The sequence below is a fragment of the Pseudomonas sp. HP_14 genome (assembly GCF_055283875.1).
The window spans coordinates 1-24,544 of sequence record NZ_JBTOQI010000011.1 but is presented as its reverse complement, the minus strand read 5'-3'; the positions used below and the strand labels follow the sequence as shown (position 1 = coordinate 24,544).

Genomic DNA, 24,544 nt, shown 5'->3' with positions numbered 1-24,544 from the left:
ACTGTAAGCACACAGAAAAACGGACGAACAGCGCGACAGCAATCTTAAAAACGCCAGCCACTAAAACCTCGATAACACTTACACCAACAAACCCGAGGCTTTGAGACTAAGCAGTGACTAAGAAACTTTATGAATCCTCGCCAAAAGAAAAAAATCAGCACGAACAATAAGAGCAATCAGTCAGATCAACTGACTGATTACTTCTTATATCAAAGAAAGTTCTTACAGCAACAGACGGCTCTAAACCAGGGACCATCCACCGTCCGACACGCCTGTCCAGTGCAGAAGATGAATGGCAAGTATCATTAGCCCTTACCCTTATCCCCATACCACCGCGGCGTGTAGACCCACTGGCCACCCTCGGCGCGTGCAAACGTGCAGGTCGTCGATGAACCGATCAACACCATCGTGCGCATGTCTACCTGCTCGGGTGTCAGTTCGCCCAGCGTAATGATGCGCAAGGTCTGCCCCGGTCGACCGATGTCACGCCCCAGCGTCACAGGCGTTTCAGGAGTGCGGTGCTGGCGAACGATTTCAAGCGCTCGCCCCAGTTGCCATGGGCGAGAACGGGAGATCGGGTTGTAGAAAGCCAGCGCCAGATCGGCCTGGGAGGCAAGGTCCAGACGCCTTTCGATAATGTCCCAGGGCTTGAGGTTGTCCGACAGCGACATCACGCAGAAGTCGTGACCCAATGGCGCGCCAGCCTGTGCGGCGGTCGCCAGCGACGCGGAGACCCCGGGCAGGATTTCCAGTTCGACCTGATGCCAGGCAAGGTTGGTTGATTCATGCAGGGCTTCCAGCACCGCTGCGGCCATCGCGAACACACCTGGGTCGCCAGATGAAACGACCACCACTGAGCGCCCGGAGGCCGCCAGCTCGAAAGCGTGTCGTGCGCGCTGCATTTCTTCGCGGTTATCAGTGCAGTGCATGATCTGATCGGCGCGAAACGGCCCGGCCATGCGCACGTAGGTTTCATAACCCAGTACATCGTTGGCCCGAGCCAGCTCAGCCTTCACCGCTGGCACCATCAGTTCAGCGGCTCCGGGGCCCAGCCCGATGACCGCAAGCCTGCCGCGCCCTTTACCGATCTGCTGAACGTCCAGCGGATGAGGTGCAACAGCAACCGCCAACCCGTCGTGCGTATCGATAGGTGGCAAAAGTTGCGGCACAGCCCGGGCAGCCATATCGAGCGCCGATGCAGCGGGAACAAAACGCAGCACGGCATCCAGCTCCCGGGCAGCTTGATGCAAGAGTGGATCAGCCATTTGCGAATCAGCCGCCAACAGACAGGCCAGCGATTGAACGGCGATGCCCGCATCGTACAGCGCCGCTCGAATATTGACGGCCAGGTCGGCAGATATCGCCGTAACAGCCACCGCGACACAACGCGGGTAGATCAGCAACTCATTGGCCGACGGCTCGCGCTCGGCACAGCTCACATGGATCGCCAACTGCGCGTGTTCGTCCTCCGGTAACTGCGCTTTGCTCAACCAGGGCGCAGCACCTTCGATGCGCACGCTTTCGCCTGACAGCAAATCGGACACGAAGCGCTTGCCCAGCTCAAGGTCGCCCAGTGCATAGCCAATGGGCGGATTGAGCAGGCAGGTCCCGAAACGCAGCTCACCGCTGGTGGTGATCGCAGGCGCGATACCCAGACCTGCGGCGATCTCCCGAGCCATGACATTGACTCCGCCAAGCCCCCCCAGCAACGGCACAACCGCGCTGCCGTCTTCAGCAATCGCCAGCACAGCAGGCTCCGCGCCCTTTTCCAGCAGCAGCGGTGCGAGGGTACGAATCACGATGCCTGCGGCACACAGGGCAATAATTGGCGTGTTCTGTTGATAGAACTGACGCAAGGTCGTGCCAAATTCGCTGTAGCTTTTGTCGGCGCCCTGCACACGATCAATCAGGCCGTAAACCAGTGATTCCGGATACAACTGCTGAATGCGTCGGGCGGTCGCGAGGCTGCCATTGCCCAGAATCACAATGGCTGGAATGTTCTGTGTCATCAGCCCTGCCACCTTTCGCCCGGAACAATAATGAGCGAGAAGTACGGCGAAGACATCGGCACCACTTCATCCAGCGGGACGATTTTCTGATTAGCCATGGTGGCGCGCTCAACGTACAGCGCCCGCCCGGCCAGCCCCAACTCTTCCAGCACCTGACGGACTTTCGGGAAATTGCGGCCCAGCTTCATGATTACCGCTGCGTCGGCATCGGCCAGTTTTCGCTTGAGTTCTTCGTGGGGCAGCACGCCGGACAAGACCGACAGGCTCTGGTTGCGGTACACAAGCGGCGCACCCAAGACCGAAGCACCACCGAGCATCGAACAGACGCCCGGTATGACTTGAGCCTCATACTTATCGGCAAGTCGGTCATGCAGGTACATGTAGGAGCCGTAAAAGAACGGATCACCTTCACAGATCACCGCCACGTCACGACCAGCGTCCAGATGGGCAGCCACGTCGACGCTGGCCTCATCGTAGAAATCACTGATGACTTTTTCGTAGGACATCGGTGCAGGCAACGCTTCGGTCGTCACCGGGTAAACCAGCGGCATTAACGTCTGGGCATCCTGCAAATGGCCTTCGATGATGCCGAACGCGTTGCCCTTCTTGCCCTTGGCGACGAAGTAAGCAACCACTGGCGACTCACGCAGCAGGCGCAAGGCCTTGACGGTGATCAGCTCCGGGTCACCGGGGCCAACGCCCAGGCCTATCAATCGACCGCGTGACTGCATCATTCGATCTCCGTGGCCAGTGCGTTGACGGCAGCAACGGCCATGGCACTGCCGCCACGCCGCCCCTGCATGATCACAAACGGTACGCCACGGCTGTCAGCCGCAAGCATGGCCTTGGACTCGGCAGCACCGACGAAACCGACGGGAAAGCCAAGGATCAGCGCGGGTTTTGGTGCTCCCGCATCGAGCATTTCCAGCAGATAGAACAAGGCAGTAGGCGCATTGCCAATTACCACAACGCTGCCTTCCAGATGTTCACGCCAGTGCTCCAGAGCCACCGCAGAACGGGTGTTACCCAGCTCCAGAGCCAGTTCCCGCACGCCTTCATCATGCAGTGTGCAGATGATCTGATTATTGGCAGGCAGGCGGGTACGCGTGATGCCTTCGGACACCATTCGTGCGTCGCACAGGATTGGCGCACCAGCCGCCAATGCATCGCGCCCCGCTTTGCCTGCGCCTGGCGAGAAGCGCAAGTCTTCGATCACTTCGACCATGCCGCAAGCATGGATCACGCGCACAGCGAGTTTTTCCAGATCGGCAGGGATCGTGTCCAGGCGCGCTTCCGCACGGATGATCGAGAAGGAGTTGCGATAAATCTCCTGACCATCGCGGATGTAATCAATCATGGGTGTTGCTCCGTGAGTCGGCGATCAACAATGCGCCGGCTGCTTCAATAGTGAGGTCACGCGCTTGCAGGGCACCGAAACCGGGCTGCACTGCATCGCGAAAATAAAGGTCGTAATGGCCCGGGGATACCGCCAGTAACGTCGCCGATGCCACATGCGCCGCTGCGCAGGACCGCTTGCAGGCCGACAGATGCACTGCACGGCTGACGCCACTGCGTTGCAATTGCCCGGCCAGCAAACGTGCATCGGCTTTGGTATCGGCCTGGCCTTTGGCGCAGTCACTCGACCCTGTGCAGGCAATGATCTGCGCTAAAGGTTGTTCCGCGGAACACAGCAGACCGGCCGTTTGCAGGGCAAGCAACACATGCGCTGCCTGCCCGGCTGCAACGTTCGGCAATAGCAGGCTTTGCCAAGGCGTAAAACGCAGAGTCGCGTCGCCAAACTCAATCGCCAGTTGCGCAACAGCGCTCAGCATCGCCGGGTCAAGTCGCCCCAATGGGACAGCAGCGCCAACGGCTACTTTGCCGGTTTGCTGCTGTGGATAAATGCCCAGATGCAGGTGACGGCTGACGGCTGGACGACGCCACAGGGTTATTTTTTGATCAGTTCTAAGCTCAACACTCAAACGCTGCTGCAACCGTTGAAGCAGTTGCCGCGCAGGCACCTCGGCCAACAGATGACGCATGCGCACCTGCTCCGGACGAGCCGTGTCCAGAAACAGTTCCAGAACCGCCAGCACCAGCTCCAGTGCGTTTTCCGCTGGAACCGCTGCCAATGGCGAATCATCAGCAGGACAACCGGCCAGACCGAAGCCCAGCATCAGTTGGCCGTCCACGTTAAGCGCCGAGAGCCACAGATCATGAGGATGTTCGAGCATCACCATGGCTTCACCGCCGTCCAGCGACAGCGCGAACTTGGGCGACAGGTCATGAAAGCGCGGATTGGCTTCCAGCACATGCAGGATTTGCGCGGCCAAAGGTCGCACGTCCAGCAACATGTGCGGGTCCAGACCCGCCACCGGGCTGAGCATCAGGTTGCGCACATCATCGCTGTCGGGGTTGTTGGGCCCAAGCCCGGCCGCCAGCAGCGTGTCGATCAATGCCGCCTGCCCGTCGCCAATACCGCGAATCTGCAGGTTGGCGCGGTTGGTGGCTTCGATCACGCCATGCGCGTAACGTTGTGCCGCGTGAGCCACGGCATGTGCCTGAGCAGCACTGATCGAACCGCCCGCCAGTTTGATCCGGCAGATTCCGCCATCCAGTGCCGGGACGATACGCAGCAACCCCGGACAGGCCGAGGGGCGTAAGGACGTTACAGGCGTGCGAGCGGACTTCGGCTCGGTCAATGGATCACCATGAATTGGTTTGAATAGGCACTTGTGCCTGGCAGGCGCGGTATTATGCCTGCTTTGTCCGCAGGCATGAAAAGCCGCTCTGTCGGAAGATCGGATTGAGGTAAGCAAATGTCGCCCTGGCTGACAGTCGTGGGAATCGGTGAAGACGGCTACAAAGGCCTGGGCAAGAATGCCCGGCACGCTCTATTGCGCGCTGATCAGGTGTTTGGCGGCCCGCGTCAGCTGGAATTGCTCCCACCCTGCATCAAAGCTGAACGCCGCGCCTGGCCCAGCCCCTTCTCGCTTAACCCGGTGCTTGAACAGCGCGGCGCAGAGGTGTGTGTGCTGGCCAGCGGTGATCCGATGCTGTTTGGCGTTGGCGCAAGTCTGGCACGCGTCGTCGCTGTCGAAGAAATGCTGATCCTGCCTGCGCCCTCCTCCTATTCGTTGGCTGCTGCCCGGCTGGGCTGGCCTTTGCAGGACGTAGTGACCCTGTCCGTGGTCGCGAGGCCGCTGGCCGCGCTGAATGCCCGATTCCATCACGGTGTACGCCTGCTGGTCTTGAGCAATGACGGCAGCAGCCCGGCAGCGATTGCCGGTTTACTGCGTGAACGTGGTTTCGGACCCAGCCACATGACCGTACTGGAACATCTGGGCGGCTCGGCAGAACGTCGTGTTGAAGGTCTGGCAAGTGAATGGGCCAACCCGGAGATTGCCGCGCTGAACGTCGTGGCGATCGATTGCCGCGCAGACGCCAGCGCCTTGCGTCTTTCGCCGCTGGCAGGTTTGCCCGATGAAGCCTTCGAGCATGACGGCCAACTGACCAAACGCGATGTTCGGGCGATCACACTGGCACGCCTTGCCCCGGTGCCCGGCGAGTTGTTGTGGGACGTCGGCGCGGGCTGCGGTTCTATCGGCATCGAATGGATGCGCGCCCATCCCACCTGCCGGACGCTGGCCATTGAAGCCGATGAAGGCCGTCAGCAACTGATCGAATTCAACCGCGATGCGCTGGGCGTGCCGGGCTTGCAACTGGTCCGCGGCAGCGCGCCTCAGGCCCTCGCGGGACTTGAGCAACCAGACGCCATTTTCATTGGTGGCGGCGTGACCCGACCCGGTGTGCTGGATACCTGCTGGCAACAGCTACGCTCAGGCGGACGTCTGGTGGCCAATGCCGTCACCCTGCAAAGCGAATCCACTTTAATGGCCTGGCGCGACCTGCACGGCGGTGAGTTGACCCGCATCCATATTGCCCATGCCAAGCCGCTGGGCGATTTCGACACATGGCGTCAGGCGTTGCCTATTACTTTACTGGACGTGGTCAAACCCTGATGCGCGATGAAACCGCCGAACAACCTGCACCGCTGCGCAGCGGACTGACCACGGGGAGTTGTGCAACTGCGACCAGCCTCGCGGCAGCGCGGCTGTTACTGGGTGGGGAAGTCAACGATGCGGTGGAGATCGTCCTGCCCAAAGGCAAACGGGTTCAGATGCGTCTGGAGTTCTGCCGCCTGGTTGCACAAGGCGCAGAGGCGGGCACGATCAAGGATGCCGGCGATGACCCTGATGTCACCCACGGCGCACTGGTATTTTCCCACGTGCGCCTGCTGGAAGAACCGACCGTCACGTTCGTGGCAGGTCATGGCGTAGGCACCGTCACGCGGCCCGGTCTGGTGCTGAAAGTCGGCGAGCCCGCGATCAATCCCGTACCACGCATGATGATCATCGAGCATTTGCAAGCGCTCGCGAACGAGCAAGGTTACACCGGTGGATTCGAGATTACGGTGAGCGTCGAAGGGGGCGAGGCGTTGGCGCTTAAAACCATGAATCCACGCCTGGGCATTCTTGGCGGACTGTCGATTCTAGGCACCAGCGGTATTGTCCGGCCGTTTTCCTGCGCGGCGTATATCGCGTCGATCCATCAAGGGATCGACGTCGCCAAAACCAACGGTTATCTGCACATCGCCGCCTGCACCGGCAACGCCAGCGAAGACACCATGCGCCGCGTCTACCAGATGCCAGACATTGCACTGATAGAAATGGGCGACTTCGTCGGCGCTGTTCTCAAGCACCTGCGCAGAGTACCGGTGGCCAAACTGAGCATCTGCGGCGGCTTTGGCAAGATCAGCAAACTGGCTGCAAAGCACATGGACCTGCACAGCCGCCATTCGAGCATTGATCTGCCACAACTGGCACGCTGGGCGGCCGATGGCGGTGCCGACGAGGCTCTGCAACAGGCCATTCGCGAGGCCAATACCAGCCAGCAGGCGTTGGCGATGTGTTCGGCAGTGAACGTGCCCTTGGGCGACATCGTTTGCCAGCACGCTCTGGACTTCGCCCGCAGCGTGGTGCCCGCGCAGGTCGAAGTTGAAGTATTCGCCATTGATCGCCAGGGCGGCATCGTCGGCACTGCCGGGGTCAGCTCATGAAGCGCCTGTTGCTGCTCGGCGGCGTTACCGACGCGCTGGCCATCGCCCGCACACTCGGGCCGCAGCATATCTACAGCCTGGCTGGAGTCGGTCGAGTGCCCACGGACTTGACGTGTGAAGTTCGCGTCGGCGGTTATGGCGGCGCTGAAGGGTTGGCGCAATTCATTGCCGGGCAAGGCATCGATTTACTGATCGACGCGACGCACCCGTACGCTGCGCAAATCAGCCATCACGCTGCCCGCGCCGCCGAACTGGCGAGTGTGCCCTGCTGGGCTTTGCGCCGACCTGCCTGGCAGCCTGGTCCGGGCGACGATTGGCGCGAAGTGGCGGACTGGGCCGAACTGATCCTGGCTCTACAGCCCTTCCAACGCCCCTTGTTCACCTTGGGCCGCGAGCCGTTGCAGCATCTGAGCGAAATCCCTGCTCATCAGTTCTGGACGTTACGCGCCCTGGAAAACACTCTGCGAGACTTGCCCCGACACAAGCACTGCGAAGTCATCGGTGCGCGCGGTCCGTTTCTGTTGGAGGACGAGCGCGCACTCTTTCAGCGGCGCAGCATTGATGTGCTGATCAGCAAAAACAGCGGTGGCGATGCGACCGAGGCCAAGCTGGAAGTAGCCCGTGAGCTAAAAGTGCCGGTGTTGATACTCAAGCGCCCGGAATTGCCGGAGGTGGATCGGGAGTTTGGTTCTGCGGCTGCGATGCTTGAGGCGCTGCATCAATCTCAGCTCTGACGCCAATGCTGTAGGACCGAATTTATTCGGGAAGGTGGCAATCCAGACGATACACAGGCTGCGGATGTACCGGCCCATGGGAGTTGCGTTCGTAGGTCAGCATAGAATGCATCTATCAAAAAAAATCAATCATCTGATTTGAAATGCTTTTTCTGTAGGAGTGAGCTTGCTCGCGATTACGTCAGCACAGCCGATGTATTTATTGACTGACATACCGAAATCGCAATCAAGCTCACTCCTACAGATCCCATGTTTTGCTTCGCGAAAGCGCGGCATCGCGCCACATGCCGGGCTTTTTACATCGCCAGGTTGTTCAGGCTAAATGAAAGCTCAATCGACAGGAGTCTGTTTAATGTTGAAGCACCTGCTCATGCTGACGGCGTTGATGCTGCCAGTGAGTTACGCCAGTGCCGCTGACTACCGCGCAGCCGAGCTGAATATCGCCAGCCCCTGGTCCATGGAGCTGCCGCCCAATGCGCCAACCGTCGCGGCCTATTTTGTCATTCACAACAATGGCCAGAACGCAGACCGACTGCTCAGCGCAGACACGCCCATCGCAGGCGCAGCTCAACTTCACGAGCACGTGCACGCCAATGGCCTGATGAAAATGCAGCAGGTGCCCAACGTAGAAGTTCCGGCTGGCGGCGATGCGATATTCGCGCCCATGGGTTATCACGTGATGCTGCTGGACCTGAAGAACAAGGCTGCGCTAACCGACGGTAAAAGCTTCCCGTTGACCCTGCACTTCGAAAAGTCCGGCGATGTGACGGTAACCGTTGAAGTGCTGAAACAGCCACCTGGGGCATCCGCGCACAGTCACTGACAGGCGCACCCTTGGCAGATTCGATATTACTGAATGCGCACGCCCCTTGTAGGAGCTGCCGAAGGCTGCGAAGCATTCCTTCGGATATACCGCCATCGCAGCCTTCGGCAGCTCCTACAGGTCCTGTGTTTGCTACGCGACAACGCGGTGCCATGGACAGCCTGAATTTCCTGCGTTTAAACCGCTAAACCCTACAACCCTTGCAGAATATCCCTAACAAAAAAACGCCCTCCAGCCGACAGACACCCTCCCCCAAATCCGATTTCGTGAGCTGCATCTTTCACAAAACGAAACGGAATCATGACGACTCAATCTGCTTCACCCGCTGCCAGTAACGCGGCGTATCCGCCCGACTTGCGTACCGTCGCCGAACAGGAATTTCTGCGCCTGCTCAAACGCGATCACCCTGGCGTCAGCATCGACATTAACCAAACCTGGCTGACGTCCTACACGCTGAAAAGCCTGACAATCCCGCCTTTCACCCAACTGCCTGTGCAAGGCCACCCCACCATCGAACGCTCACTGCGCCAGTTCCGGCACTCGGAGCCCGTTCGAGGCACGCTCCTCGATCATGCTCTGGGGCGCAAGAGTTTCGATTTGTCGGTCCACGCAGGCTTCTACAAAGCCGCGAACACAGTGGCTGAAAGCGACGAAATCGCGCATCTGGAATGCCAGCACATCCTGGATCTGTACAAGGATTTCAACAACGCACTTGAGCCTGCCTATCGCCAACAGCTGGCTGACTATTGGACCTGTCTGGACAATGGCGTCAGCCGCCGTGAACGATTCATCACCGAGCGCAAAAAAGCATTGCTGCTGGAGTCCGAAGCGGCAGTCGAGCAAAACCTGCTGACTATTAGCCAGCACGCCATGCTTGAAGATCAACTCAACAGGCCACGCACTGCCAATAACGATACCGTGCAGAAATACGGGGCCTTTCAACTGGCGCTGATGGATGGCCAGGGCGAAGCGCAGATTTTACCCGGGGCGTTTATCCTCACGCACACCCATAGCCTGACTTCCCCCGCATTAGATGACAGCACTCTGGGTGAGGTCTTGTTGCGTACTGAGCATCAAGGCCTGGAAGGCTTTGCAAATATTGCAGCGATGATCAACTCGCTGAACGCGCGCTTTGGCGACGCCATACAAAAGCAGGTTTTGCTGCAAAACCTCAGCGCCGCTTCAAGGGTTAAAGTCATTACGTTCCCGACCCCGTCACCAACATGGCAGTTGTCGGTGCTAAAAGGCGATGTATTGCAGGTGCTGTTTGACCAACAAATAGCCAGGCAACAAGCCGACTTCAGCTATTTATTGAATCAGGCAAAAGCCCTGAGGATCGACACAAATGAGTTTGCGCGCGCCTTACCGCTGAGACTTGCCCAGGCTGCGCATCTGGACAATGCGCTGATGCTTGATCGTAACGACCATCGCCTGATCGCGGGCAGCATGCCGCACTGGTGGTCTACAACCAGTCATGAACACCAGCAGGCCTGGGTGGCTGCCGCGCAGGATTACAGTAAATCAATCATCCAGTTGCATCATCTGTGCAGGGACATACCCGACGGCCCGCAACCTCAGGGAACTCATCAGGCAGCCTGGCTCGAGAACGTGAGAAGCCTTGCCATCGCCCAACTGCGCATGGATCAGGTACAGGCTCAGGCTGACCCGCTCCCCGACGCGGCCAGGGCATGGATGAAGGCCATTATTGATAACCCCTGCGTCGAGACGCGGCAGAAGGTCGACAACAAAACGATTAACCTCGACTTCATGATCCTTGAGCAACACCCGCTCCCTGATGTCATGCGCATCGCGCCGCAAGGTTCAACCGCCGATCAGCCGATGTTGCTCTGTACCCTCAATGCCCCGGACAGTCGGGTATTTCGCTGGTACCCCAACGAAAAGGCCATGCGTGAGCAGTTTCTGGATCATCCCGACTTCACCCGCTACCTGCTACGCCAACTGCCCGAAGAAAGTCGCCCGGTTGAATGCAGCGCCGAAGATTACGAGCAATGGCTCAAGCACTTTCGCGCAAGGAAAACTTACAAACACCTGAAAGCGCCAGCAAGGCTGCCCAGCCTTATTTTCGGCGAACCTGATTACGTTGATGAGGGCGAGGACTACCTCATGACCCATCACGATCTGAAACATACGCGCAGGACTGAACTTCACTTCCGGCCCGAAGTGGTCAAAAAACACGGTTCATTGTTTGGCAGCATCGCGCTGAACATTGCCATGCTATTCATTCCATCACCCGTACTCATCGCCTTGGCAGCGGGCATAGGTCTGTTCAAGCTCTGGGAGGCTTTTCAACGTCTAAGGGAGGGTGACTACCATGGAGCCGCCTTCGAATTGTTGTGTGCTGTTGGCTACCTCGGCGCGGCTGCACTGGGTCGCTGGGTCATAAATCGCGAGCCTTTCACCCCGCTGGAAAATCTGCGATCAGCCACGCCACTGGTTCAGCGCACCACCACTGAAGGCGAGGAGCAGATCAGCTATCTGGAGTCGTCCAGCCCGACATCGCAACGCACCGAACTGGACGCCGCCGTACCCTACGACGCCAGTCAGTTCCACGCCGTCCGGATAGGTGATCAACAATATTTCATCAAACGCCAGCCCTGGCTGTTCGGTCACTGTCAGCTCTATCGGGCAGACGCCGCCAATCCCGACTTGCTGATTGGAGAACGCGCCTACGCGGTGGAATCCAGCCCGGGCGTCTGGAGCAGAATAGAAACACTACGCACCCGAATAAGCAGCCTGCTATTGAGACAGTCAGATCGGGAACTGGGCGATGTGACCAAAGATTGGCCGAACTCGGTAGAAGAGGTCAGCACCGTGTCCAAACAGGCATTCAACAGTAACTATTTACGCTTGGCACAAACCTCCAATGCCAGTGATATGCCCGAAATCCTCGATTACTGTGAAGGCGGCTCGCAAGCCATCAACAGCCTGCTGCGCGCCAGAATGCGCACACCGTGGACCCTTCGTTTTCTGAGCGAGTTCTATCGCCTCAACGAATATCAGGGGCGGGCTTATCGAGCTGCATTGGTCAGCGCCGCAGGGCTGCGAAAACTGACCACTGAAATCGGACAGGTGTTCGTCGATAACGGTATTCAGTCTGCCTCTGTCAGCCGCTGGAGCAGCGAACAGTGGAGCCGCGACGGATTCATTCGCGAGGCAGCCAGCAGTGAGGACAGCACCGTATTTGTCATCTTCAATGAGTCTGTGCCAAAGAAAAACCTGTTCACCAGCTTCCTGGGAGACCACGTAGCGATTGCCCCCTCCACGCCGTTACAACTGGTGGCAAGCCGTCTGGTGGGCAAGCGTTTCTACATTTACTTCAAAAGCCCGGCCAGCATCCCGGAAAAAATGTTCGATCTTTACTCCGGCAACACTGAGTTGATGCTCTGAGGCACGAGCACCAATTAAGCGCAGCACTGCGCACCAGCCCGCCAAATAAGTTCCATGCTGGTGCGCAACTTTTCTGTCCAACAGGACAACTTCCCGCTCAGGTGCGCTATTTCGCGCCTTGGCCCAGCCTTTGCTAAACAGCAATCAGATATGCGTTATCTCGTGTGCCCCATCGAATACCAATAACGGAGCTAGCCAATGAAGCGTCGCAGTCTGATCAAAGCTTTCACCTTGTCCGCATCCATCGCTGCGATGGGGCTTACATGGACCGTTCAAGCCGCCGAGACCATCAAGGTCGGCATTCTGCATTCGCTTTCGGGCACCATGGCGATCTCCGAAACGTCACTCAAAGACATGGCGTTGATGACCATTGATGAAATCAACGCCAAGGGCGGCGTCAACGGCAAGATGCTGGAAGCCGTAGTCGTTGACCCGGCGTCCAACTGGCCGTTGTTTGCTGAAAAAGGTCGTCAGTTGCTGACTCAGGACAAGGTTGCCGTCGTGTTCGGCTGCTGGACCTCGGTGTCGCGCAAATCCGTGCTGCCGGTATTCGAAGAGCTCAACGGCTTGCTGTTCTACCCGGTTCAGTATGAAGGCGAAGAAATGTCGCCGAACGTGTTCTACACCGGCGCAGCGCCTAACCAGCAGGCGATTCCTGCGGTCGAGTACCTGATGAGCGAAGACGGTGGCGCAGCCAAGCGTTACTTCCTGCTGGGCACCGACTACGTCTACCCGCGTACAACCAACAAGATTCTGCGCTCGTTCCTGCACTCCAAAGGTGTAGCGGACAAGGACATCGAAGAGGTCTACACCCCGTTCGGCCACGCGGACTACCAAACCATCGTTGCCAACATCAAGAAGTTCTCTGCGGGCGGCAAGACGGCTGTGATCTCAACGGTGAACGGCGACTCCAACGTGCCGTTCTATAAAGAGCTGGCCAACCAAGGCCTGAAAGCCACCGACGTACCGGTTGTAGCGTTCTCGGTGGGTGAGGAAGAACTGCGCGGCATCGACACCAAACCGCTGGTGGGCCACCTGGCCGCCTGGAACTACTTCCAGTCTGTAGAGAACCCGGTCAACACCAAGTTCGTCGCTGACTGGAAAGCCTACGCCAAGAAGAAAAACCTGCCGGGCGCAGACAAGGCCGTGACCAACGACCCGATGGAAGCCACTTACGTGGGCATCCACATGTGGGCGCAAGCGGTAGAGAAAGCCAAGTCCACCGATGTGGATAAAGTCCGCGAAGCCATGGCCGGCCAGACCTTCGCCGCACCATCGGGCTTCACCCTGACCATGGACAAAACCAACCATCACCTGCACAAGCCAGTGATGATCGGTGAAGTCGAGGACAACGGTCAGTTCAACGTTGTGTGGCAGACCAAAGAGCCAATCCGCGCCCAGCCATGGAGCCCGTACATCCCGGGTAACGACAAGAAGCCGGATCATGCAGTGAAGAGTAACTAAGTAAAGCGATGGCCCCTGCGTCCTGTACCGGGGCCATCAAAAACTGTTGTTTGAAACGACGCCTTCGCGAATGGATTCGCTCCCACATTGAAATGCGTTCCACCTGTGGGAGCGAATTCATTCGCGAAATGCCTCAACACGGTTTCCTGCTGGAACACCGTCGCCGACATCCAGGCTAATGCCATGCCCAACATTCTGTACCGCTTCATCTTCACCCTCGCCTTGCTGCTGCCTGTGGCGGCACAGGCCAGCGATGCCGGTGATTTCGTGGCGGCCAGTTCCGCACAACAGGCCGAACTCCTTGAGAGCTGGGCCGCCCAACCCGTTCCGGGACGCATTGAACTGATCAATGCCTTGCAGGAAGGCCGCGTCGCTGTCGACAGCAGCAAACGCGCCTTTATCGAAACCGGCGACCAGTACGTCGCTGTCGACGGGGACACTCCGCCGACTGATGAACCGCGCAAACTGCGCCTGAATAACCGCTTGCGGGGTTTGGTGGATACCGCGCTGGCCAGCCATCAATTGCTGGCTGAGGACGCAAAATTGCGTCTGGCCGCTGCGCTGCAACTGCAAAAATCGGCGCGCCCTGCGCAGTTGCCTTTTTTGAGCGTACGTCTGGCCGATGAGAAAGACGATGATGTCCATGACGCGTTGACATTGGCACTGGCCAATCTGCAATTGGTTGACTCCAGCCCGACCGTACGTCTGGCGGCCGTTCGCCTGCTCGGCGAAACCGGTGACCCGCTGGCCCGCACTCGTCTGGAAACCTTATTGGCACCGGGCGTCGAAACTGACGCCAGCGTGCGTATCGCGGCCGAAACCAGCCTGGCGCAAGTCAAACGCAAACTGATGGTGGGCGAGTTACTCGGTCAGGCATTCAGCGGCATGTCGCTGGGCTCGATTCTGCTGCTGGCGGCGCTCGGCCTGGCGATCACATTCGGCTTGCTGGGCGTGATCAACATGGCCCACGGCGAAATGTTGATGCTCGGAGCTTACTCCACGTATGTCGTGCAACTGATGTTCCAGCGCTATGCGCCGGGCGCCATCGAGTATTACCCGCTGATTGCGCTGCCGGTGGCGTTTTTCGTCACGGCAGCCATCGGCATGGCGCTGGAGCGCACAGTGATTCGCCACTTGTATGGCCGACCACTGGAAACGCTGCTCGCCACATGGGGCATCAGCCTGATGCTGATCCAGGCCGTGCGTCTGGCATTCGGTGCGCAGAACGTTGAAGTGGCCAACCCTGAGTGGCTGTCCGGCGGTTACCAGGTGCTGCCCAATCTGGTGCTGCCGTATAACCGCATTGTGATCATCGGCTTTGCACTGTTCGTTGTGGTGTTGACCTGGCTGCTGCTGAACAAGACGCGGCTGGGCCTGAACGTACGTGCCGTGACCCAGAACCGCAACATGGCCGCCTGTTGCGGCGTGCCAACCGGGCGCATCGACATGATGGCCTTCGGGCTGGGCTCAGGCATTGCCGGGCTGGGCGGCGTCGCCCTCAGTCAAATCGGTAACGTAGGCCCCGATCTGGGCCAGAGCTACATCATCGACTCTTTCCTGGTGGTGGTGCTCGGCGGTGTCGGGCAACTGGCCGGTAGCGTCATGGCGGCCTTCGGTCTGGGTATCGCCAACAAGATTCTCGAACCGCAAATCGGCGCTGTATTGGGCAAGATTCTGATCCTGGCGCTGATCATTCTGTTTATCCAGAAACGTCCGCAAGGCCTCTTCGCATTGAAAGGACGGGTGATCGACTGATGAACCAACCATTGATGGTCACTGCTGCTCAAAAGGTCGGCCCCAAAGGTACATTGGCTGTAGGCGTGGTTGTGCTCGCCATCCTGCTGGCGATGCCACTATTGTCCTTGCTGCCTGCCGACAATAGCTTTCAGGTCTCGGCCTACACCCTGACGCTGGTGGGCAAGATCCTCTGTTACGCCATCGTCGCCCTGGCACTGGATCTGGTCTGGGGCTACGCCGGCTTACTGTCGTTGGGGCACGGACTGTTCTTCGCTCTGGGCGGTTACGCCATGGGCATGTATCTGATGCGCGAAGCGGCCGGGGACGGTCTGCCCGCGTTCATGACATTCCTGTCGTGGACCGAACTGCCATGGTATTGGGCAGGCACCGACAACTTCCTGTGGGCCATGTGCCTGGTCGTGTTGGCGCCGGGCTTGCTGGCGCTGGTGTTCGGCTTCTTCGCCTTCCGCTCGCGGATCAAGGGCGTGTATTTCTCGATCATGACCCAGGCATTGACCTTCGCTGGCATGTTGCTGTTCTTCCGCAACGAAACCGGCTTTGGTGGCAACAACGGTTTCACCAACTTCCGCAGCATTCTAGGCTTCAGCATCAGTTCGCAGGGCACTCGCGCCACGTTGTTTCTGGCGACGGTGATCCTGCTGGTGGCGAGTCTGTATGTGGGCTGGCGTCTGGCGCAGAGCAAGTTTGGCCGGGTATTGACCGCACTACGTGACGCGGAAAACCGGCTGATGTTCTGCGGTTACGATCCGCGTGGCTTCAAGCTGTTCGTCTGGGTGCTGAGCGCGGTGCTCTGTGGTCTGGCCGGTGCGCTGTATGTGCCGCAGGTCGGCATCATCAACCCGAGCGAAATGTCACCGACCAATTCCATTGAAGCGGCGGTCTGGGTTGCTCTGGGCGGACGCGGCACGCTGATCGGCCCACTGCTGGGTGCCGGTCTGGTCAATGGCATGAAGAGCTGGTTCACCGTGGCCTTTCCGGAATACTGGCTGTTCTTCCTCGGCGCACTGTTCATCATCGTCACGCTGTATCTACCTAAAGGCGTGATCGGTTTGCTCAAGAAGAGGGGCGAACAATGAAAACCACTCCGACACCAGCGTTCATGCTTGAGCCGATTATTGATCCCAACTCCGATATCGGCACCAGTCGCGATGCAATCGGCCTGGGGCAAAGCGTCGGCAAAGGCCTGAACACGCGCCACGGCACCATCCTGACACTGGAAGACATCAGCGTCAGTTTCGATGGTTTCAAGGCGCTCAACGACCTGAATCTGTACATCAGCGTCGGCGAACTGCGCTGCATCATCGGTCCCAACGGCGCGGGTAAAACCACGCTGATGGACGTGATCACCGGCAAGACCCGTCCGAGTCATGGCAAGGCCTGGTTTGGTGAAACCCTGGACCTGACGCAAATGAGCGAAGTCGAAATTGCTCAAGCGGGCATTGGTCGAAAGTTTCAGAAGCCCACCGTATTCGAAGCTTTGAGCGTGTTTGAAAACCTTGAGCTGGCGCAGAAAACCGACAAGTCGGTATGGGCCAGCCTGCGGGCGAAACTCAGCGGTGAACAGCGCGATCGCATTGACGAAGTACTGGAAACCATTCGCCTGACCGGCTCAATGCAACGCCCGGCGGGCTTGTTATCTCACGGGCAGAAGCAGTTTCTGGAGATCGGCATGTTGCTGGTCCAGGACCCGCAATTGCTGCTGCTCGATGAACCTGTCGCAGGCATGACCGACGCCGAAACCGAATTCACCGCCGAGCTGTTCAAGAGCCTGGCAGTGAAGCATTCGCTAATGGTGGTGGAACACGACATGGGCTTTGTAGGTTCGATTGCCGACCACGTCACCGTTCTGCACCAAGGCAGCGTATTGGCCGAGGGCTCGCTGGCAGATGTGCAGGCGGATGAACGAGTTATCGAAGTGTATTTGGGCCGCTAAAGCTCCCCGGTAGGAGCGAACTTGTTCGCGAGGCGATTTCAGATCCACAGTCGTCGCCTGATCTGACGCCTCGCGAACAAGTTCGCTCCTACCGTTATCCATTTGCTTGGGAAACGAACATGCTCCAGGTCGAAAAGCTTCATCAGTACTACGGCGGTAGCCACATCCTGCGCGGGCTTTCCTTTGATGTGAAGGTCGGCGAAGTGACGTGCCTGCTGGGTCGTAACGGCGTGGGCAAGACTACGTTGCTCAAGGTGCTCATGGGCCTGCTGCCTGCCAAAGAAGGCGCAGTGCAGTGGGAAGGCAAGGCCATCACCGGTTTCAAACCCCATCAACGGGTGCACGCTGGGATCGCTTATGTGCCACAGGGCCGCGAGATTTTCGGGCGGCTGACCGTTGAAGAAAATCTGTTGATGGGGCTTTCTCGCTTTCCAGGCTCTGAGGCGAAAGAAGTCCCGGCGTTCATCTACGAACTGTTCCCGGTTTTGCTGCAGATGAAACATCGACGCGGCGGCGACCTGTCGGGTGGTCAACAGCAGCAACTGGCGATTGGTCGGGCGCTGGCAAGCCGTCCTCGCCTGCTGATTCTCGATGAACCCACCGAAGGCATTCAACCGTCGGTGATCAAGGAAATCGGCGCAGTGATCAAGAAGCTCGCGGAACGAGGTGACATGGCTATTCTGCTGGTTGAACAGTTTTACGACTTCGCTGCCGAACTGGCCGATCAGTATCTGGTGATGTCCCGCGGGGAAATCGTTCAGCAAGGCCGTGGCGAGAATATGGAAGCCGAAGGCGTGCGTGGTCTGGTGACCATCTGAGTGGTATTCCGTTAAGGTGCAGTCTTCCTGAACTGCTGTTTTCCAGAAGCATGAAAGCGATCTCATGAATCTTCCCGCCCACACCGCGTTGTTCACACCCAGCTGGCATGCCGAGCTGGAGCTGGGCTATGGGCGTTTTGGCGACAGTACGCGACCCACCCAGCGCCGACACAAAGGCCCGCTGCGGGTGCAAAAACACCTGTACGCCGAAGGCCCGGAAGTTTGCCAGCACATTATTGTTCATCCACCCGGCGGCATCGCCGGTGGCGACCGGCTGGACATCAGCGCCAGCGTCGGCCCCGATGCCTGGGCGCAACTGACCAGCCCCGGCGCCGCCAAGTGGTATCGGGCGGCAGGTCCGGCTTATCAGCAACTTGATCTGAGCGTTGCCTCTGGCGCGACGCTGGAATGGCTGCCGCAGGAAACCATCGTCTTCAGCAACGCGCAGGCCGAACTGACCACCCGTATCGAACTGCAAGGCAATGCCCGGCTGCTTTACTGGGACGTCGTGGCGCTGGGCAGACCGGCGAGCGGCGAACGCTTTGAGAGCGGTCATTTTCAGGCGCACCTTGATGTGCGCAGGGACGGTAAGTTGCTGTGGCACGAACGGCAAAGAATTATCGGCGGCGATGGTTTACTCGACTCGCCGATTGGTCTGGATGGCAAAACTGTATTTGGCACGTTGCTGGTAACTGGCGACATTGACAGCCAATTGCTGGAGGTCTGCCGCGCGGTGCCTAATCTGGTACGCGGTGATCTGACCCAACTGCCTGGCTTGCTGGTTGCCCGCTGTCTGGCTGAAGAGGCGCTGCATGCCCGGGCCTGGATGATCGAGTTATGGAAACTGCTGCGCCCGGCACTGTTGGGCCGCGAAGCGGTGGCGCCACGAATCTGGAGTACCTGACACACCCGTTTCTCTGTAGGAGTGAGCTTGCTCGCGATAAAGTCGGAACGACTTTCCTGCAATCGTGTGCTCACTATTTTGCGACTGCTTCGCAGCCGATCGCGAGCAAGGTGGTGCGCCACCCCGGTCACTCCTACAGCTAACTCATCGTTTTTTATGGACTGAACAATGGACCTGACCCCACGCGAAAAAGACAAGATGCTGATTTTCACCGCTGGCCTGGTTGCCGAAAGGCGTCTGGCCCGTGGCGTGAAGCTCAACTACCCCGAAGCCATGGCTTACATCTCGGCAGCGCTGCTTGAAGGTGCTCGCGACGGGCAAACCGTGGCGGACCTGATGCATTACGGCACCACCCTGCTGACTCGCGAACAGGTCATGGAAGGCATCCCGGAAATGATTCCTGAAATCCAGGTCGAGGCAACATTCCCCGACGGCACCAAGCTGGTCACTGTGCATCAGCCAATCGCCTGACCCCGAACGAGACCCTGGAACTGATCATGAGCAATTCGATTCGCGACGCACTGCCAGCCGATCTGCCGGGCATCCTGGCGATTTACACCGACGCAGTGCTCAACACCACCGCGATCTGGAACGAGCAACCGGTCGACCTGGCCAATCGTCAGGCCTGGTTCGATGCGCGCCAGACTCAGGGTTATCCGATTCTGGTCGCCATTGATGATGACGGCCAGGTCACGGGCTATTCGTCGTTTGGCGACTGGCGCCCTTTTGAAGGCTTTCGCCACACCGTGGAGCATTCGGTTTATGTGCGCGCCGATCAGCGCGGTCAAGGCTTGGGCCCCAAGCTGATGAAAGCTCTGATCGACCGCGCTCGCCTGTGCGACAAACACATCATGGTCGCGGCGATTGAAAGTGGTAATGCGGCCTCCATCGCTCTGCATGAACGACTAGGCTTCATCATCACCGGGCAGATGCCGCAGGTGGGGACCAAATTTGGACGCTGGCTGGACCTGACATTCATGCAACTGGATTTGTCTCCCGGCGCATCCGCTCCACCCTCGCAAGCTCCTGCATCCCACTGAGAGGTGATCATGAATCCTGCCCAACTGCGCCGCGTTACCGACGAAAGCTTCGCCCACTACCGTAACGGTCTGGCGGCCCTGCTGATGGACGCCGTGCATAACGGAGCGTCGGTGGGTTTCATGGCTGACCTGGACGCCGGGCAGGCTTACGCTTGGTGCGACGGGCTCAGAGAGGACGTCGCTAACGGCAGCTTGTTGTTATGGGTCGTGGTTCAGGATGAGCAGGTGCTGGCCAGCGCCCAGCTCGCGCTGTGTCAGAAAGCCAATGGCCTGAATCGGGCCGAAGTACAGAAATTAATGGTACTCAAGGACGCTAGACGTCGCGGGTTCGGCCTGCAATTGATGCAAGCGCTTGAACAGGCCGCACGTCAGCTCAAGCGCGGTTTGCTGTTTCTGGACACCGAAGCCGGTTCGCCCGCCGAAGCATTCTATCTTTCGCTGGACTACACCCGCGTCGGCGAACTGCCCAACTACTGCCAAAGCCCGGACGGCCGTTATACGCCGACCGCTATCTACTTTAAGACCTTGGGACAACCCGCATGATTCCTGGCCAATACCAGATTCAACCCGGTGAAATCGAGCTCAATGCCGGTCGCCGGACTATCAGCCTGAACGTCGCCAACAGCGGTGACCGGCCGATTCAGGTCGGCTCGCATTTCCATTTTTTTGAAACCAACGACGCCCTGACGTTCGACCGTGCCGCCAGCCGCGGCATGCGCCTGAACATACCGGCCGGCACCGCCGTGCGCTTCGAACCGGGACAATCCCGGGATGTGGAGTTGGTGGATCTGGCAGGACTGCGGCGGGTGTTCGGCTTCGCCGGCCGAGTGATGGGCGATCTATAGCCCCCGAACCGGAACCCTGCAGGAGTGAGCTTGCTCGCGATCGGCTGCGCAGCAGTCGCAAAAGTGGTGAACAAACCACCGCTGGAAAGTCGTTCCGACTTTATCGCGAGCAAGCTCACTCCTACAGGTCAGGTCAGGTCAGGTCAGGTCAGGTCAGGTCAGGTCAGGTCAGGGTGCGCTCAGACATATTTTTGAATTCAAGGAATCGCCATGAAGATTTCCAGACAAGCCTATGCCGACATGTTCGGCCCCACCGTGGGCGACCGGGTACGGTTGGCCGACACCGAGCTGTGGATTGAGGTCGAAAAAGACTTCACTACTTATGGCGAAGAAGTGAAATTCGGCGGCGGCAAGGTTATTCGTGACGGCATGGGGCAAGGCCAGTTACTCGCCGCCGAGGTGGTCGACACGCTGATCACCAATGCGTTGATCGTCGACCACTGGGGCATCGTCAAAGCCGACGTCGGCCTCAAGGACGGGCGCATCGCGGCCATCGGCAAAGCGGGCAACCCGGACATCCAGCCAGACGTGACCATCGCCATCGGCGCTTCCACTGAAATCATTGCCGGTGAAGGCATGATCCTAACCGCTGGCGGCGTCGATACGCACATTCACTTCATCTGCCCACAGCAGATCGAAGAAGCCTTGATGAGCGGCGTGACCACCATGATCGGCGGCGGTACGGGGCCTGCAACCGGCACCAACGCAACCACCGTGACGCCCGGCCCTTGGCACATGGCGCGCATGCTTCAGGCGGCCGACTCGTTCCCGATGAACATCGGCTTTACCGGCAAAGGCAACGTCAGCCTGCCCGGCCCGCTGGTGGAACAAGTCAAAGCCGGTGCAATTGGCCTGAAGCTGCACGAAGACTGGGGCACCACGCCCGCAGCAATCGATAACTGCCTGAGCGTCGCCGACGAGTACGACGTGCAGGTCGCGATCCACACCGACACTCTGAATGAATCCGGCTTCGTCGAAACGACACTCGCTGCGTTCAAGAACCGTACGATTCACACCTATCACACGGAAGGTGCAGGTGGCGGTCACGCACCGGACATCATCAAGGCCTGTGGCTTCCCCAACGTCTTGCCCAGCTCGACCAACCCTACCCGGCCGTTCACTCGCAACACCATCGACGAACACCTGGACATGCTGATGGTCTGCCATCACCTGGACCCAAGCATCGCCGAAGACGTGGCCTTCGCCGAAAGCCGTATTCGCCGGGAAACCATTGCCGCCGAAGACATCCTGCATGATCTCGGCGCGTTCTCGATGCTCAGCTCCGACAGTCAGGCCATGGGCCGGGTTGGCGAGGTGATCATGCGTACCTGGCAAACCGCCGACAAGATGAAGCGCCAACGCGGTCCGCTGCCTGGCGACGGCGAGGGTAACGATAATTTTCGCGCCAAACGCTACATCGCCAAATACACCATCAACCCGGCGATAACCCACGGCATCAGCCATGAAGTCGGCTCCGTGGAAGTGGGCAAATGGGCTGACCTGGTACTGTGGCGCCCGGCTTTCTTCGGCGTCAAACCGACCCTGATCCTCAAAGGCGGTGCGATTGCCGCGAGCTTGATGGGCGACGCCAACGCGTCGATCCCGACGCCGCAGCCCGTGCACTATCGCCCGATGTTCGCCAGCTATGGCAGCTCGTTACACGCCACTAGCCTGACATTCATCAGCCAGGCGGCCTTCGATGCGGGCGTTCCGGAGTCCTTAGGGTTGAAGAAGGCCATCGGTGTGGTCAAGGGCTGCCGCAGCGTGCAGAAGAAAGACCTGATCCACAACGACTACCTACCCAACATCGATGTCGATCCGCAGACCTATCAGGTCAAGGCCGACGGTGTGCTGCTGTGGTGTGAACCGGCAGATGTGTTGCCAATGGCGCAGCGGTACTTTCTGTTCTGATCCTGTACGCGTGCAAACAAAGGCAGCTAAGGCTGCCTTTGTCCTTTTCCGGCAACGTCATGCCTGATGCCTGATGCCTGATAGAAAAGTCTCGTCGCCGTCGAGCAGATTCAACGCTTGCAAGGTGTCGTTGACGGCTTCCACCAACCCCAGATCCTCGGATGTACTGGTCCCGTTCAGAACTCGCCGCAACGCGAGATAAAAACCCAGTTTTCCAAAAGCCACATCATCCAGCCTCGCGCTCTTGCCGGTGTGTAGTTTTAATTCAGCCAGATTGATCTGTTGTTCGACAAAGGCCGTGAAACGGGTTGTTAACATGATGGCGCTCCTGCCAAATAGTCCCTGTGATCAAGCTAAGCCTAGCCCGTGTCCGAACGCACCGTCAGAAATGACAACCGCCTCAGGCCAAAACTCGATACCGGTCATACAAAGGCGGTAATATGCGCCCTCTCACTTTAGCCTTCGCACCCGGGTAACTACACATGCGCCTCTCCGAATTCATCGTTGCTCATGTGGACCGCATCGTCGACGAGTGGGAAAGCTTCGCCAAAACCATCAAGCCTGCCGCCGATACCATGAACAGTGTCGAGTTGCGTGATCACGCCCAGGCAATTCTGCTGGCCGCAGCACGGGACATGAATACCTCGCAGACCAAAAGCGAGCAAACAGCGAAGTCCAGAGGCGCAGACCTGCAGAAGACCCCGAGCCTGGATCAGGCCGCCGCCAGCCACGGGGAGCTGCGGCATATGGTCGGCTTTGATCTGGTACAGATGACTTCCGAGTTCCGACATCTGCGTGCCAGCGTCATCCGCTTGTGGGTCGAAAGCCTGAAAACCCCGGACCTGGCCTACTTCACTGACATGATCCGCTTCAACGAAGCCATCGATGAAGCATTGGCCGAGTCCACCGCAGCGTATGCCGAGCAGGTGGCACGTTCGCGAGATATCTTCCTGGCCATACTGGGTCATGACCTGCGGGCGCCTCTGCAAGCGGTAGTCATGTCTGCCGACCTGCTTGAGCATAGAAAAGAACTGGATGCCAAATCCCGGAGCTACGTTTCGCGGATCAAGAGCAGCACCCGGCATATGGGCGCGATGGTCAGCGATTTGCTGGAATTCGTGCGCAGTCGCCTCGGCGCCAGCCTGCCGGTTGAACGAAGCGCCATGGACTTGGGCAACGCCTGCCGCGAGGCCATTGATGAGGCCTGTGCCGGTCGCCCGGACTCGCACCCTCATCTGGTCGTAGAAGGCGACGCTGTTGGTCATTGGGACCGCGGACGTATCGACCAGTTATTGCAGAACCTGATCGGCAATGCCCTGCAGCATGGCAAGGGAGAGGAAGAGGTCAACGTCAAAGTCAGCGGTGAGCAGGATCATGTGCAGTTGATCGTGCACAACCTCGGTGACCCCATTTCCGAAGACGCCATCGGCAGCATCTTCGACCCATTGGTACGTGCTATCAGCGAAGGCTCCACGCCCAGCGGCCGATCCACCAGCCTGGGCCTGGGCCTGTTCATCGTCAAGGAAGTGGTCAACGCCCACGGCGGCAGTATCACCGTGACGTCCAACGTAGGTGACGGGACGACATTTACGGTGGTGTTGCCGAAGAGCGTCTAGCTGACTGGATGGATGCAATCTCATGTGGGAGCCGGGGGGGGGGGGGGGGGGGGGGGGGGGCGGGGGGGGGGGGGGGCGGGGGGGGGGGGGGGGGGGGGGGGGGGGGGGGGGGGGGGGGGGGGGGGGGGGGGGGGGGGGTGTGGGGGGGGGGGGGGGGGGGGG

Annotated in this window: 22 protein-coding genes; 17 read left to right on the top strand and 5 right to left on the bottom strand. The window is 59.0% G+C overall.

The features are described from left to right. Nucleotides 1–305: 305 nt before the first annotated feature. From cobJ to cobG, 4 genes are read right to left on the bottom strand one after another with little or no spacing between them, the layout of a single operon-like run. Nucleotides 306–2,009 carry a precorrin-3B C(17)-methyltransferase gene (gene cobJ / locus ACYASS_RS09670; protein ID WP_463585968.1) on the bottom strand — a complete coding sequence of 568 codons (1,704 nt, stop codon included), beginning with the start codon at nt 2,007–2,009 and terminating at the stop codon, nt 306–308. Continuing rightward, on the bottom strand, nt 2,009–2,740 hold the full coding sequence (locus ACYASS_RS09665) for a precorrin-2 C(20)-methyltransferase (protein WP_463586174.1): 732 nt from the start codon (nt 2,738–2,740) through the stop codon (nt 2,009–2,011). The genes cobJ and ACYASS_RS09665 overlap by 1 nt, the downstream gene beginning before the upstream one ends. Beyond that, the gene (locus ACYASS_RS09660; RefSeq protein WP_122663089.1) at nt 2,740–3,366 is read right to left on the bottom strand and encodes a precorrin-8X methylmutase; all 627 of its coding nucleotides are present in this window, start codon (nt 3,364–3,366) and stop codon (nt 2,740–2,742) included. The genes ACYASS_RS09665 and ACYASS_RS09660 overlap by 1 nt, the downstream gene beginning before the upstream one ends. Continuing rightward, entirely contained in the window at nt 3,359–4,711 is a 1,353-nt protein-coding gene (cobG, locus tag ACYASS_RS09655) for a precorrin-3B synthase (protein WP_463585967.1), read from the bottom strand. Before cobG ends, ACYASS_RS09660 begins: the two co-directional genes overlap by 8 nt. Before the next feature lie 117 nt (nt 4,712–4,828). On the opposite strand from cobG, the gene cbiE reads away from it, so the two are divergent. The 16 genes from cbiE to ureC all read left to right on the top strand — a co-directional run bounded on the left by cbiE (nt 4,829) and on the right by ureC (nt 22,766). Next, nucleotides 4,829–6,031: a precorrin-6y C5,15-methyltransferase (decarboxylating) subunit CbiE gene (gene cbiE / locus ACYASS_RS09650; RefSeq protein ID WP_243245169.1), complete on the top strand. Its 1,203-nt coding sequence runs from the start codon at nt 4,829–4,831 to the stop codon at nt 6,029–6,031. After that, nucleotides 6,031–7,128, top strand: coding sequence for a cobalt-precorrin-5B (C(1))-methyltransferase (locus tag ACYASS_RS09645; RefSeq protein WP_463585966.1), 1,098 nt, complete (start codon nt 6,031–6,033; stop codon nt 7,126–7,128). Before cbiE ends, ACYASS_RS09645 begins: the two co-directional genes overlap by 1 nt. After that, entirely contained in the window at nt 7,125–7,862 is a 738-nt protein-coding gene (locus ACYASS_RS09640; protein WP_463585965.1) for a cobalt-precorrin-6A reductase, read from the top strand. The genes ACYASS_RS09645 and ACYASS_RS09640 overlap by 4 nt, the downstream gene beginning before the upstream one ends. Nucleotides 7,863–8,214: 352 nt before the next feature. Next, entirely contained in the window at nt 8,215–8,685 is a 471-nt protein-coding gene (locus ACYASS_RS09635; RefSeq protein WP_463585964.1) for a copper chaperone PCu(A)C, read from the top strand. A gap of 300 nt (nt 8,686–8,985) precedes the next feature. Continuing rightward, nucleotides 8,986–12,093, top strand: coding sequence for a hypothetical protein (locus tag ACYASS_RS09630; protein ID WP_463585963.1), 3,108 nt, complete (start codon nt 8,986–8,988; stop codon nt 12,091–12,093). A 198-nt stretch (nt 12,094–12,291) separates the two neighbouring features. Further along, a complete protein-coding gene (gene urtA, locus ACYASS_RS09625; RefSeq protein ID WP_027901346.1) occupies nt 12,292–13,557 on the top strand; it encodes an urea ABC transporter substrate-binding protein in 1,266 nt (421 codons plus the stop codon). Between the two features lie 183 nt (nt 13,558–13,740). Then, the gene (gene urtB, locus ACYASS_RS09620) at nt 13,741–15,312 is read left to right on the top strand and encodes an urea ABC transporter permease subunit UrtB (RefSeq protein WP_463585962.1); all 1,572 of its coding nucleotides are present in this window, start codon (nt 13,741–13,743) and stop codon (nt 15,310–15,312) included. After that, nucleotides 15,312–16,391 (top strand): urea ABC transporter permease subunit UrtC, encoded by a 1,080-nt coding sequence (gene urtC, locus ACYASS_RS09615; protein ID WP_243245181.1) that lies wholly within the window; start codon nt 15,312–15,314, stop codon nt 16,389–16,391. The genes urtB and urtC overlap by 1 nt, the downstream gene beginning before the upstream one ends. After that, nucleotides 16,388–17,248 (top strand): urea ABC transporter ATP-binding protein UrtD, encoded by an 861-nt coding sequence (gene urtD / locus ACYASS_RS09610; RefSeq protein ID WP_243245183.1) that lies wholly within the window; start codon nt 16,388–16,390, stop codon nt 17,246–17,248. The genes urtC and urtD overlap by 4 nt, the downstream gene beginning before the upstream one ends. Before the next feature lie 119 nt (nt 17,249–17,367). Beyond that, nucleotides 17,368–18,066 (top strand): urea ABC transporter ATP-binding subunit UrtE, encoded by a 699-nt coding sequence (urtE, locus tag ACYASS_RS09605; RefSeq protein ID WP_243245184.1) that lies wholly within the window; start codon nt 17,368–17,370, stop codon nt 18,064–18,066. Nucleotides 18,067–18,130: 64 nt separating this feature from the next. Further along, a complete protein-coding gene (locus ACYASS_RS09600; RefSeq protein ID WP_463585961.1) occupies nt 18,131–18,970 on the top strand; it encodes an urease accessory protein UreD in 840 nt (279 codons plus the stop codon). 168 nt (nt 18,971–19,138) lie between these two features. Beyond that, nucleotides 19,139–19,441, top strand: coding sequence for an urease subunit gamma (locus ACYASS_RS09595; RefSeq protein WP_027902525.1), 303 nt, complete (start codon nt 19,139–19,141; stop codon nt 19,439–19,441). Between the two features lie 26 nt (nt 19,442–19,467). Continuing rightward, nucleotides 19,468–20,010 (top strand): GNAT family N-acetyltransferase, encoded by a 543-nt coding sequence (locus tag ACYASS_RS09590; protein WP_243245187.1) that lies wholly within the window; start codon nt 19,468–19,470, stop codon nt 20,008–20,010. Nucleotides 20,011–20,019: 9 nt separating this feature from the next. Continuing rightward, entirely contained in the window at nt 20,020–20,553 is a 534-nt protein-coding gene (locus ACYASS_RS09585; RefSeq protein WP_243245188.1) for a GNAT family N-acetyltransferase, read from the top strand. Continuing rightward, a complete protein-coding gene (locus tag ACYASS_RS09580) occupies nt 20,550–20,855 on the top strand; it encodes an urease subunit beta (RefSeq protein WP_087269742.1) in 306 nt (101 codons plus the stop codon). The genes ACYASS_RS09585 and ACYASS_RS09580 overlap by 4 nt, the downstream gene beginning before the upstream one ends. Before the next feature lie 210 nt (nt 20,856–21,065). Then, nucleotides 21,066–22,766: an urease subunit alpha gene (ureC, locus tag ACYASS_RS09575; protein ID WP_243245190.1), complete on the top strand. Its 1,701-nt coding sequence runs from the start codon at nt 21,066–21,068 to the stop codon at nt 22,764–22,766. A gap of 57 nt (nt 22,767–22,823) precedes the next feature. On the opposite strand, the gene ACYASS_RS09570 is transcribed toward ureC, so the two are convergent. After that, complete coding sequence (locus ACYASS_RS09570; protein ID WP_463585960.1) at nt 22,824–23,084, bottom strand: hypothetical protein; 261 nt, start codon at nt 23,082–23,084, stop codon at nt 22,824–22,826. A 164-nt stretch (nt 23,085–23,248) separates the two neighbouring features. On the opposite strand from ACYASS_RS09570, the gene ACYASS_RS09565 reads away from it, so the two are divergent. After that, nucleotides 23,249–24,382 (top strand): sensor histidine kinase, encoded by a 1,134-nt coding sequence (locus ACYASS_RS09565; protein WP_463585959.1) that lies wholly within the window; start codon nt 23,249–23,251, stop codon nt 24,380–24,382. Nucleotides 24,383–24,544 lie beyond the last annotated feature (162 nt).

Excerpts from the sequence above, each read along its gene's own strand:
- cobJ (WP_463585968.1), bottom strand. The coding sequence starts at position 2,009 with ATGACACAGAACATTCCAGCCATTGTGATTCTGGGCAATGGCAGCCTC.
- ACYASS_RS09665 (WP_463586174.1), bottom strand. The coding sequence starts at position 2,740 with ATGCAGTCACGCGGTCGATTGATAGGCCTGGGCGTTGGCCCCGGTGAC.
- ACYASS_RS09660 (WP_122663089.1), bottom strand. The coding sequence starts at position 3,366 with ATGATTGATTACATCCGCGATGGTCAGGAGATTTATCGCAACTCCTTC.
- cbiE (WP_243245169.1), top strand. The coding sequence starts at position 4,829 with ATGTCGCCCTGGCTGACAGTCGTGGGAATCGGTGAAGACGGCTACAAA.
- ACYASS_RS09645 (WP_463585966.1), top strand. The coding sequence starts at position 6,031 with ATGCGCGATGAAACCGCCGAACAACCTGCACCGCTGCGCAGCGGACTG.
- ACYASS_RS09640 (WP_463585965.1), top strand. The coding sequence starts at position 7,125 with ATGAAGCGCCTGTTGCTGCTCGGCGGCGTTACCGACGCGCTGGCCATC.
- ACYASS_RS09635 (WP_463585964.1), top strand. The coding sequence starts at position 8,215 with ATGTTGAAGCACCTGCTCATGCTGACGGCGTTGATGCTGCCAGTGAGT.
- ACYASS_RS09630 (WP_463585963.1), top strand. The coding sequence starts at position 8,986 with ATGACGACTCAATCTGCTTCACCCGCTGCCAGTAACGCGGCGTATCCG.
- urtA (WP_027901346.1), top strand. The coding sequence starts at position 12,292 with ATGAAGCGTCGCAGTCTGATCAAAGCTTTCACCTTGTCCGCATCCATC.
- urtB (WP_463585962.1), top strand. The coding sequence starts at position 13,741 with ATGCCCAACATTCTGTACCGCTTCATCTTCACCCTCGCCTTGCTGCTG.
- urtC (WP_243245181.1), top strand. The coding sequence starts at position 15,312 with ATGAACCAACCATTGATGGTCACTGCTGCTCAAAAGGTCGGCCCCAAA.
- urtD (WP_243245183.1), top strand. The coding sequence starts at position 16,388 with ATGAAAACCACTCCGACACCAGCGTTCATGCTTGAGCCGATTATTGAT.
- urtE (WP_243245184.1), top strand. The coding sequence starts at position 17,368 with ATGCTCCAGGTCGAAAAGCTTCATCAGTACTACGGCGGTAGCCACATC.
- ACYASS_RS09600 (WP_463585961.1), top strand. The coding sequence starts at position 18,131 with ATGAATCTTCCCGCCCACACCGCGTTGTTCACACCCAGCTGGCATGCC.
- ACYASS_RS09595 (WP_027902525.1), top strand. The coding sequence starts at position 19,139 with ATGGACCTGACCCCACGCGAAAAAGACAAGATGCTGATTTTCACCGCT.
- ACYASS_RS09590 (WP_243245187.1), top strand. The coding sequence starts at position 19,468 with ATGAGCAATTCGATTCGCGACGCACTGCCAGCCGATCTGCCGGGCATC.
- ACYASS_RS09585 (WP_243245188.1), top strand. The coding sequence starts at position 20,020 with ATGAATCCTGCCCAACTGCGCCGCGTTACCGACGAAAGCTTCGCCCAC.
- ACYASS_RS09580 (WP_087269742.1), top strand. The coding sequence starts at position 20,550 with ATGATTCCTGGCCAATACCAGATTCAACCCGGTGAAATCGAGCTCAAT.
- ureC (WP_243245190.1), top strand. The coding sequence starts at position 21,066 with ATGAAGATTTCCAGACAAGCCTATGCCGACATGTTCGGCCCCACCGTG.
- ACYASS_RS09570 (WP_463585960.1), bottom strand. The coding sequence starts at position 23,084 with ATGTTAACAACCCGTTTCACGGCCTTTGTCGAACAACAGATCAATCTG.
- ACYASS_RS09565 (WP_463585959.1), top strand. The coding sequence starts at position 23,249 with ATGCGCCTCTCCGAATTCATCGTTGCTCATGTGGACCGCATCGTCGAC.